Origin of the sequence: Streptomyces enissocaesilis, assembly GCF_039533765.1 — a bacterium.
GTDB classification, from domain to species: domain Bacteria; phylum Actinomycetota; class Actinomycetes; order Streptomycetales; family Streptomycetaceae; genus Streptomyces; species Streptomyces enissocaesilis.
Map to the genome: position 1 here is coordinate 114,726 of NZ_BAAAUD010000029.1, position 10,274 is coordinate 124,999.

Here is a 10,274-nt window from a genome sequence, read left to right on the forward strand (position 1 = left end):
CGGCCGATTGTCAGTGGCGTGGTGCACGGTGGATCCCACATCCGGGAAATCTGGAGGGGGATCCATGACCGTGCCCGAAACCGACGCTGTCGCACGTACGGACACCGGCGAGGCTCTGCGGCCGCACGCCGAGGACGCGTTCGCCGACGAGCTCGAGGCGCTGGCCGCGGCCGACGACCGGCCGCGGCCCGCCAGGTGGCGGCTCTCGCCGTGGGCCGTGGCCACGTACCTGCTCGGCGGGACCCTGTCCGACGGCACGGTGATCACGCCCAAGTACGTGGGGCCGCGCCGGATCGTCGAAGTCGCCGTCACCACGCTCGCCACCGACCGGGCACTGCTGCTGCTCGGCGTCCCCGGCACCGCCAAGACCTGGGTGTCCGAACACCTCGCCGCCGCCATCAGCGGCGACTCGACCCTGCTCGTGCAGGGCACGGCGGGGACGCCCGAGGAAGCCATCCGCTACGGCTGGAACTACGCCCGGCTGCTCGCGCACGGGCCCAGCCGCGACGCGCTCGTGCCCAGCCCCGTCATGCGGGCCATGGCCGACGGCATGACCGCGCGGGTCGAGGAGCTCACCCGCATCCCGGCCGACGTGCAGGACACCCTGATCACGATCCTGTCGGAGAAGACCCTGCCCATCCCCGAGCTGGGCCAGGAGCAGCAGGCCGTCCGCGGCTTCAACCTCATCGCCACCGCCAACGACCGCGACCGCGGGGTCAACGACCTCTCCAGCGCGCTGCGCCGCCGGTTCAACACCGTGGTGCTGCCGCTGCCCGAGACGGCGGAGGCCGAGGTCGACATCGTGGCGCGGCGCGTCGGCCAGATAGGGCGCTCCCTCGACCTGCCGGCCGCGCCCGACGGCTTCGACGAGATCCGGCGTGTCGTCACCGTCTTCCGCGAGCTGCGCGACGGCATCACGACCGACGGCCGTACGAAGGTCAAGTCCCCCTCGGGAACGCTGTCCACGGCGGAGGCGATCTCCGTCGTCACCGGTGGCCTGGCCCTCGCCGCGCACTTCGGGGACGGGGTGCTGCGCTCCGGCGACGTGGCGGCCGGCATCCTCGGCGCGGTCGTGCGCGACCCGGCGGCCGACCGCGTCGTCTGGCAGGAGTACCTGGAGACGGTCGTCCGCGAGCGGGACGGCTGGAAGGACTTCTACCGCGCCTGCCGGGAGGTCTCGGGATGAGGTCCGGCCCGCTGTTGCTGGGCGTGCGCCACCACGGGCCCGGCTCGGCCCGTGCGGTGCGCCGGGCGCTCGACGCCGCGCGGCCCCGGGCCGTACTGGTCGAGGGGCCGCCCGAGGGCGATGCCCTGCTGCCGCTCGCGGCCGACGAGGCGATGCGGCCGCCCGTCGCCCTGCTCGCGCACGTCACCGACGACCCGCGGCGGGCCGCATTCTGGCCGCTGGCCGAGTTCTCCCCCGAGTGGGTCGCGATCCGGTGGGCTCTCGGACACGGCGTACCGGTCCGCTTCGTCGACCTTCCGGCGGCGCACTCCCTGGCACTGGCGGAGGAGAGGGAAGGGGCGGGGGAGAGGGACGCGGAGGGCGAGGTCGCGGAGTCCCTTGCCGTCGATCCGGTCGGGGTGCTCGCGGAGGCCGCCGGGTACGACGATCCGGAGCGGTGGTGGGAGGACGTGGTCGAGCACCGCGGGGACGGGGGCGGAGACAGGGACGGGGGCGGGAGCGGGAGCGGAGGTGGGGAAGCCGGTCCGTTCGCGCCGTTCGAGGCGCTCGCCGAGGCCATGGGCGCCCTGCGCGAGACGTACGGAGACGGCGGGCACACCCGCGACCGGGTGCGCGAGGCGTACATGAGGCTCCAGCTCCGCTCCGCGCGCAAGGAGTTCGGCGACGACTTCGCCGTCGTCTGCGGCGCGTGGCACCTGCCGGCACTCGGCGCGAAGGTCTCGACCGTCACCGCCGACCGGGCGCTGCTGAAAGGCCTGCCCAGGGTCAGGACCGAGACGACCTGGGTGCCCTGGACCCACCGCAGGCTGGCCCGGCGCAGCGGGTACGGCGCGGGCATCGAGTCGCCCGGCTGGTACGGGCACCTCTTCGACGCCCCCGACCGCCCTGTCGAACGCTGGATGACCAAGGTCGCGGGGCTGCTGCGGGACGAGGACCGGATGGTCTCCTCCGCCCACGTCATCGAGGCCGTCCGGCTCGCCGGGACGCTCGCCGTCCTGCGCGGCCGCCCGCTCGCGGGGCTCACCGAAACGACCGACGCGGTCCGGGCCGTGATGTGCGAGGGCTCCGACGTACCGCTCGCGCTCGTGCACGACAGGCTCGTCGTCGGCGACGTACTGGGCGAGGTCCCGGACACGGCGCCCGCCGTACCGTTGCAGCGCGACCTCACCCGGACCCAGCGCAGCCTGCGGCTCAAGCCGGAGCCGCAGGAACGGGAGCTCGAACTCGACCTGCGCAAGGAGACCGACGCGGCGCGCAGCCTGCTGCTGCACCGGCTGCGGCTCCTGTCCGTCGGCTGGGGCGAGCCGACCGCGGCGCGGGGGAGCACGGGAACGTTCCGGGAGACCTGGCGGCTGCGCTGGGAGCCCGAGCTCTCGGTACGGGTCGCGGAGGCCGGGGTATGGGGCACCACGGTGCTCTCCGCGGCCACCGCCAGGGCCGAGTCCCAGGCCGTGTCGGCCACCGTGCTCGCCGACGTCACCGCCCTCGCCGAGCGGTGCCTGCTGGCCGGACTGCCCGACGCCCTGCCCGTGGTGATGCGGGCCCTCGCCGACCGCGCCGCGCTGGACGCGGACGTCGGCCACCTGGCCCAGGCCCTGCCCGCGCTCGCCCGCTCGCTGCGGTACGGCGATGTGCGCGGCACGGACACGGCCGCGCTCGGCGAGGTCGCGGTGGGTCTCGCCGAGCGGATCTGCGTAGGGCTGCCGCCCGCCTGTACCGGTCTCGACGCGGACGGTGCGGCGGACATGCGCCGCCACCTCGACGCGGTCCACACGGCGATCGGCCTCCTGGCCGGGGCCGGACCGGGCGAGCTCAGCCAGCTCAGCAACCTCAGCGACCTGCGCGGGCGTTGGTCGTCGGTGCTCCGCGGGCTCGCCGGGCGGGACGCCGTCGGCGGGGTGATCCGGGGCCGGGCGGTGCGGCTGCTGCTGGACGACGGACGGCTCGCGGAGGACGAGGCGGCGCGCCTCATGGGGCTGGCCCTCTCGCCCGGCGCCCCGCCGGCCGACGCCGCGGCCTGGATCGAGGGCTTCGTCGGCGGAGCCTCCGGCGGAGGAATGCTCCTCGTGCACGACGAACGGCTCCTGGGCCTCGTCGACACCTGGCTGACCGGTGTGCCGGACGAGGCGTTCACCGGCGTACTGCCGCTGCTGCGCCGCACGTTCTCGGCGTACGAGCCGGGAGTGCGGCGCACGCTGGGCGAACTGGTCCGGCGCGGCCCGACCGCCGCGCGCCCGGTGCGGACGGAGCCCGGTGCGCCCGGCTTCGGCCCCGGACTCGACGAGGAGCGCGCCGACGCCGTACTGCCGGTGCTGCGGCTCCTGCTGGGCGCGGACCACGAGGAACCGGTAGGGGAGGCCCGATGAACCCGATGAACATAAGCGCGAGCGCGAGAGTGAGCGGGGACGCGAAGACGGGGGATGTGGAGGCGGGGGACGTGAGGGCGAATGAAGGGAGCGGGGAGCGGCTTCGGCGCTGGCGGCTCGTGCTGGGCGCGGAGGGGGGCGACGGAACCGGATGCGCGCTCGACGGGCGGGACGCCTCCATGGACGGGGCGCTCGCCGCGCTCTACGGCGGCGGGCGCGGCGCCGGCCGCTCCGGCGGCAGTCCGGCCGGCCGCTCGGCCGGGCTCGGCGCCTCCGCGCCGTCCGTGGCGCGCTGGCTCGGCGACATCCGTACGTACTTCCCGAGCTCCGTCGTGCAGGTCATGCAGCGTGACGCCATGGAGCGTCTGGGGTTGTCGGCGCTGCTCCTGGAGCCGGAGATGCTGGAGGCCGTCGAGGCGGACGTCCATCTCGTCGGGACGCTGCTCTCGCTCAACAAGGCGATGCCCGAGACGACCCGGGAAACGGCACGCGTCGTCGTGCGCAAGGTCGTCGAGGACCTGGAGAAGCGCCTCGCGACCCGCACCAGGGCCACGCTCACCGGTGCCCTCGACCGCAGCGCCCGCATCAGCCGACCCCGGCACCGGGACATCGACTGGAACCGTACGATCCGGGCCAACCTCAAGAACTACCTCCCCGAGTACGGGACCGTCGTACCCGAACGGCTCGTCGGATACGGGCGGGCGGCGCAGTCCGTGAAGAAGGACGTCGTCCTGTGCATCGACCAGTCCGGGTCGATGGCCGCATCCGTCGTCTACGCGTCGGTCTTCGGCGCGGTCCTGGCATCCATGCGCGCGATCAACACCCGTCTCGTCGTCTTCGACACCGCCGTCGTCGACCTCACCGACGAACTGGACGACCCGGTCGACGTCCTCTTCGGCACCCAGCTGGGCGGAGGTACGGACATCAACCGCGCCCTCGCGTACTGCCAGTCGCGGATCTCCCGGCCCGCCGACACCGTGGTCGTCCTCATCAGCGACCTCTACGAGGGCGGCATACGGGACGAGATGCTGAAGCGGGTCGCGGCGATGAAGGCGTCGGGCGTGCAGTTCGTCACCCTGCTCGCGCTCTCCGACGAAGGCGCCCCCGCCTACGACCGTGAGCACGCCGCGGCCCTGGCGGCCCTCGGCGCCCCTGCCTTCGCCTGTACGCCGGACCTTTTTCCGGAGGTGATGGCTGCGGCGATCGAGAAACGACCGCTACCCATACCGGACATGTCCAGTCATTAGCGGGGGGCGACTTGCGCGACCCCGGGAGGCTCGTGCGAGCATCTGCCGTCGTTCCGTTCCTCTGCGGACTCCGCGCACTCCTGTAAATCCCTGCGAACCCTTGCGAAGGCGCCGTTCCTCTTGACTGCCGTGGTTGCTCTCCCCGTCACCGTCCCGCGCGTACCGCGCCGGGCGGGACGGAGGCGTGCGCTGCGGGTGGTGCTGTTCCTGGGCGGCCTGCTGGCGTTGGGCTTCCTGTGGGGCGGGCAGGCGTACGCCGTCGAGGCGCCGCCGCTGCCCCACGACGCCACCGCTGTCGTGGCCCCGGTACTGAAGCCGGAACTGCCGGAACCGGAACTGCCGGGGCAGGAGCTGCGGCAACCGGTGGTGGGCGGGGCCGCCCAGGCCGTGCGTGAGACGGCAGAGCCGGTGGCCGAGGTCGTACGGCGCGTCGTCCGGCCGGTCGGTGAGCTGAAGGACCGTGTCACCGGGCATCGGCCGGCCGTGCCGCTGCCGGTGATCGTGGCGCCGGTGCCTGAGCTTCCGGTGCCTGAGCTTCCGGTACCGGAATTGCCGGTGCCTGAGACACCCGCGTCCGAGTTGCCCGCGTCCGAGGCGCCCGTGTCCGAGGCGCCCGCAGCGCCGGAGAAGCCCGTGAACTCTGCGAACTCCGCGCACCAGGACTCCGGCGACCGGGCGCAGCGAGCCGGGAGCGGGCCCACGGCCCACACCGCGGCCCCGGTCGGCAGCGGTGGGGGTGGGGGCGGTCATCCGTACGCCCCCGACCGGCGTCACGGCGACACGCCGCCCCGGAGCGCGGACCGCGCCAAGTGCGGGGAGACGCCCGTACAGGCACCCGCCGGGCCGTGCGGTGACGGCGTCCGGCAGGCCGCCGGAGACGGGAGCGCGCCGCGCTCCGGCGATCAGCACGCGGCCGCGTTCACGGACGGCCTCCGGTTCGCGCTGGTGCGCGGGGCCACGTTGCCGGCAACGGCCGCGCCGACGTACGACAGGCCGCACGAAATCCTCGAATTCCCCGGCTAGGGCAGACCGTCCCCGCTCAATGACCTGCCGCGCGGGGGCGGGACAGGTCTGCCCGCCATCCGGAAACCTCCGGACAGCCGAACGCATTCGAAGGATCTGACGCAAGCATGAACAAGAACATCCGCCGTTCCATCGCCGTCGCCGCCACCGCCGGCGGCATGTGGGCCCTCGGTACCGCTGCCGCCAGTGCGGCCGAGCTGCCCGTCTCGGTGCCGCTGTCCACCCCGGACGCGGTTTCCGACGCGGTCGAGGACGTCAAGACCGTCGAGGACGTCAAGGTCGCGGACATCGACGTCGAGGACGTCGATGCCGACGTCGAGGACGCCGCGCACGCCGTGCACGATGTGCAGCGCGACGTACACCACCACGACGTGCAGGGTGTCGCCGAGCAGGCCCACCAGTACGCCGAGGCCCAGCTGCCGGCGTACGGCCTGCCCGCCGCCCCTTCCGTGGCCGACGCGCCCTCCATAGCCGACGCCCAGGACGAGGTCGACTACCTCTTCGGTCCGCTCTCCGCCTTCGCCTCCGAGGCCGAGCAGGCCCCGGCCCTGGCGCAGGGCCACGCCCAGGGTGCGGTCACCGACGCCACCCCGCTCGCCCACGCCGTCGCCCAGGACACCCTGCCGCCCATCGCCGCCCGCGCCGTGGACGGTGTGCTCCCGGTCGCCGGGCAGGCGGTCGGTGACGTCGGCGGTCTCGTCCAGGGCGCGGTCGGCGACGTGACGCCCTTCGCGCACGGGGTCGTCGGCGACGTGACACCGTTCGCCGACGGCGTCGTCTCCGAGGTCCACCCGTTCGTGGGCGGCGTCGTCGGCGCGGTCCAGCCGCTCGTCGACACCGTCGTCGACCACGTCCAGCCGGTCGCGTACGGCGTCGGCGGCAGCGCCCACACCTTCGCGCACGGTGTCGTGGGCGACGTGACGCCGTTCGCGGGCGGTGTGGTGTCCGAGGTCCAGCCGTTCGCGCAGGACCTGTCGGGCACGGTCGCCTCGACCCCGCTCGCCGGCAACGCCGTCTCCGGCGCCCAGGACGCGCTCTCCTCGGTCACGCCGGGGTACGCGTCGTACCTGACCCAGGGCATCTGAGCCCGGCGTCCGACACGCGGTCCGAAGTTCCCCGGGCGGTCCTCATTGGGGTGGGGGCCGCCCGGTCCCGTGTCCGCGGCCGGTCCACTACCGGCCCGCCGCTGCCCCCTGCCGGTCCCTGCCGGTCTCTGCCGACGCGGTCGCGCGTACGGCCTGTGACCGGTATCACCGCCCAGGTGTGATCTGCGATTTACGGACCCACGGGTCACGGGGATAACCTGCGAGACGGACATGCCGCGTATCGGACACCGTGTACGCCTCCCTTGTGACAGCGCTGTCACGTTGCCCTCGCGGCACGCCCACGCAGACAAAAAACCGCGATCACAAGGACGGAACGCGCGTGGACCTGTTCGAGTATCAGGCGAGGGACCTCTTCGCCAAGCACGGTGTACCGGTGCTGGCCGGTGAAGTCATCGAGACGCCTGAGGCGGCGCGCGAGGCCACCGAGCGTATGGGCGGCAAGTCGGTCGTCAAGGCCCAGGTCAAGGTCGGTGGCCGCGGCAAGGCCGGCGGCGTGAAGCTGGCCGCCACCCCGGACGAGGCTGTCGCCCGTTCGACGGACATCCTCGGCATGGACATCAAGGGCCACACGGTCCACAAGGTGATGATCGCCGAGACCGCTCCGGAGATCGCCGAGGAGTACTACGTCTCGTACCTCCTCGACCGGACCAACCGCACCTTCCTCGCCATGGCGTCCGTCCAGGGCGGCATGGACATCGAGGAGGTCGCGGAGAAGACCCCCGAGGCCCTCGCGAAGGTGCCGGTCAACGCCGTCGAGGGCGTGACCATCGAGAAGGCCCGCGAGATCGTCGCCCAGGCGAAGTTCCCGGCCGAGGTCGCCGAGGGCGTCGCCGAGGTGCTGGTGACCCTGTGGGACACCTTCGTCGCCGAGGACGCGCTCCTCGTCGAGGTCAACCCGCTCGCGAAGCTCGCCGACGGCCGCATCATCGCGCTGGACGGAAAGGTGTCTCTCGACGAGAACGCCGGCTTCCGCCAGCCCGACCACGAGGCGCTCGAGGACAAGGCCGCAGCCAACCCGCTCGAGGCTGCCGCCAAGGCCAAGAACCTCAACTACGTCAAGCTCGACGGCGAGGTCGGCATCATCGGCAACGGCGCCGGTCTGGTCATGTCGACCCTGGACGTCGTCGCGTACGCCGGTGAGAACCACGGCAACGTGAAGCCCGCCAACTTCCTCGACATCGGTGGCGGCGCCTCCGCCGAGGTCATGGCGAACGGCCTGGAGATCATCCTCGGCGACCCGGACGTCAAGTCCGTGTTCGTCAACGTCTTCGGTGGCATCACCGCCTGTGACGAGGTCGCCAACGGCATCGTCCAGGCCCTGGAGCTGCTCAAGACCAAGGGCGAGGAAGTCACCAAGCCGCTGGTCGTGCGTCTCGACGGCAACAACGCGGAGCTCGGTCGCAAGATCCTCTCCGACGCCAACCACCCGCTCGTGCAGCGCGTGGACACCATGGACGGCGCGGCCGACAAGGCCGCCGAGCTCGCGGCTGCGAAGTAAGGGACGAGGTCAGAACACCATGGCTATCTTCCTGACCAAGGAATCCAAGGTCATCGTCCAGGGCATGACCGGCGCGACCGGCATGAAGCACACCAAGCTCATGCTGGCCGACGGCACCAACATCGTCGGTGGCGTGAACCCGCGCAAGGCCGGCACGTCCGTCGACTTCGACGGCACCGAGGTACCGGTCTTCGGCTCCGTCAAGGAGGCGATGGAGAAGACGGGCGCCGACGTGTCCGTCCTCTTCGTGCCGCCGGCCTTCGCGAAGGCCGCCGTCGTCGAGGCGATCGACGCCGAGATCCCGCTCGCCGTCGTGATCACCGAGGGCATCGCCGTCCACGACTCCGCCGCCTTCTGGGCGTACGCGGGTTCGAAGGGCAACAAGACGCGGATCATCGGCCCGAACTGCCCCGGTCTCATCACCCCGGGCCAGTCCAACGCCGGCATCATCCCGGGCGACATCACCAAGCCCGGCCGCATCGGTCTCGTGTCCAAGTCGGGCACGCTGACCTACCAGATGATGTACGAGCTCCGTGACATCGGCTTCTCCTCCGCCGTCGGCATCGGTGGCGACCCGGTCATCGGTACGACGCACATCGACGCCCTCGCGGCGTTCGAGGCCGACCCCGAGACCGACCTGATCGTGATGATCGGTGAGATCGGTGGCGACGCCGAGGAGCGTGCCGCGGACTACATCGCGAAGAACGTGACGAAGCCGGTCGTGGGCTATGTCGCGGGCTTCACCGCCCCCGAGGGCAAGACGATGGGTCACGCCGGCGCGATCGTGTCCGGTTCTTCTGGCACCGCACAGGCCAAGAAGGAAGCCCTCGAGGCCGCGGGCGTCAAGGTCGGCAAGACGCCGACCGAGACGGCCAAGCTGGCGCGCGCCATTCTGGCCGGCTAGTACGCCGCTTCGGCGCTCGCGCTTGCTTCTGCGCTCGCGTTCGCCTTCCGGTGGTCCGGTGCGGGCCCGTATCCCCTGAGGAGGGGGTACGGGCCCGTCCGCGTTCGGTCAGCCGGTCAGTGGGTCTCCGGGACCAGGCGGTGCGGGCCGTTCATCGGATCGGCGCGGAGCTTGTCGCGCAGTTCCTCGTCCTGGGGCGAGAGCGTCTGCGGGCCGGCGTACACCGGGACGCCGCCGACGGGTTCGCCGGGCGTGGGCGGGGGTTCGTACCGCGTGGGTGCTGTGGTGAGGGTGAATCCTGTGGCGCCGATGATCGCCGCGGTGAAGAAGGTGGTCGCGCGCGTCCAGAAGCGTGTCCTGCGCTCGCTCCCCGTCCGTACGGCGTGGGCGGGCGGCAGCCTGAGGGGCGGTACCGGCCCGGTCTCCGCGAGGTCGTTGAGGCGCTCGTGGAACAGCGCGGACTGTTCGGCGGGGGTGCGGGCGCTCGCGAGTGCCGGCAGCCGCCGGGCGACCGCGGCGCGTGCGTTGAGCAGGCGGTTCGCGGTGGCCGGGGTGCTCGCCTCGGTCTCGGCCGCCGTGTCGGGGAGGTCCAGGCCGAGGCCGTCGTACAGCAGGAGGGTGCGGCGGTGCCGGGGCGGCAGGGCCAGCAGCGCGTCGAGCAGCACCCGGCGGTCGCGGTCGCCGGGGGGCCGGTCGGGGCGCTTGCGGGTGGGGCGCAGCCGGTGCCAGGGGGAGGTCGCGTACTCGTGTGCCGCCGCCCTGATCCAGCCCGCCGGGTCGCGGTCGGTGGCCACCTCGGGCCAGCGCTGCCACGCGAGGTGGAAGGCGTACTCGACGGACTCGCGGGAGAGGCTCCGGCTTCCGGTGAGGAGGTAGGTCTGGGCCAGGACGGCGGGGGCCGAGCGGGTGTAGAGGGCGTCGAAGGCCTGGGCGGGGGTGGGGGG

The 10,274-nt window shown here is 72.8% G+C and carries 8 protein-coding genes; 7 read left to right on the forward strand and 1 reads right to left on the reverse strand.

The window, feature by feature from the left end; translation table 11 throughout:
* Positions 1-64: 64 nt before the first annotated feature.
* The 7 genes from ABD374_RS13750 (at position 65) to sucD (ending at position 9,330) form a co-directional block, all read left to right on the forward strand.
* On the forward strand, positions 65-1,186 hold the full coding sequence (locus ABD374_RS13750; RefSeq protein ID WP_344494901.1) for an ATP-binding protein: 1,122 nt from the start codon (positions 65-67) through the stop codon (positions 1,184-1,186).
* Entirely contained in the window at positions 1,183-3,552 is a 2,370-nt protein-coding gene (locus ABD374_RS13755; RefSeq protein ID WP_344494903.1) for a DUF5682 family protein, read from the forward strand. The genes ABD374_RS13750 and ABD374_RS13755 overlap by 4 nt, the downstream gene beginning before the upstream one ends.
* Complete coding sequence (locus ABD374_RS13760) at positions 3,549-4,799, forward strand: VWA domain-containing protein (RefSeq protein ID WP_344494905.1); 1,251 nt, start codon at positions 3,549-3,551, stop codon at positions 4,797-4,799. Before ABD374_RS13755 ends, ABD374_RS13760 begins: the two co-directional genes overlap by 4 nt.
* A gap of 120 nt (positions 4,800-4,919) precedes the next feature.
* A complete protein-coding gene (locus tag ABD374_RS13765; protein WP_344494907.1) occupies positions 4,920-5,822 on the forward strand; it encodes a hypothetical protein in 903 nt (300 codons plus the stop codon).
* Between the two features lie 107 nt (positions 5,823-5,929).
* Positions 5,930-6,907 (forward strand): hypothetical protein, encoded by a 978-nt coding sequence (locus ABD374_RS13770; RefSeq protein ID WP_344494909.1) that lies wholly within the window; start codon positions 5,930-5,932, stop codon positions 6,905-6,907.
* Positions 6,908-7,247: 340 nt separating this feature from the next.
* Positions 7,248-8,426: an ADP-forming succinate--CoA ligase subunit beta gene (gene sucC, locus ABD374_RS13775; protein ID WP_344494911.1), complete on the forward strand. Its 1,179-nt coding sequence runs from the start codon at positions 7,248-7,250 to the stop codon at positions 8,424-8,426.
* 19 nt (positions 8,427-8,445) lie between these two features.
* Positions 8,446-9,330 (forward strand): succinate--CoA ligase subunit alpha, encoded by an 885-nt coding sequence (gene sucD / locus ABD374_RS13780; RefSeq protein ID WP_344494913.1) that lies wholly within the window; start codon positions 8,446-8,448, stop codon positions 9,328-9,330.
* A gap of 116 nt (positions 9,331-9,446) precedes the next feature.
* Here the strand turns inward: sucD and ABD374_RS13785 are convergent.
* Positions 9,447-10,274: SigE family RNA polymerase sigma factor (locus ABD374_RS13785; RefSeq protein WP_486388627.1), on the reverse strand; the 828-nt coding region annotated here is incomplete at its 5' end.

Bases quoted from the DNA above. Each gene is read 5' to 3' on its own strand.
- ABD374_RS13750 (WP_344494901.1), top strand. From the start codon at position 65: ATGACCGTGCCCGAAACCGACGCTGTCGCACGTACGGACACCGGCGAG.
- ABD374_RS13760 (WP_344494905.1), top strand. From the start codon at position 3,549: ATGAACCCGATGAACATAAGCGCGAGCGCGAGAGTGAGCGGGGACGCG.
- ABD374_RS13770 (WP_344494909.1), top strand. From the start codon at position 5,930: ATGAACAAGAACATCCGCCGTTCCATCGCCGTCGCCGCCACCGCCGGC.
- sucD (WP_344494913.1), top strand. From the start codon at position 8,446: ATGGCTATCTTCCTGACCAAGGAATCCAAGGTCATCGTCCAGGGCATG.
- ABD374_RS13755 (WP_344494903.1), top strand. From the start codon at position 1,183: ATGAGGTCCGGCCCGCTGTTGCTGGGCGTGCGCCACCACGGGCCCGGC.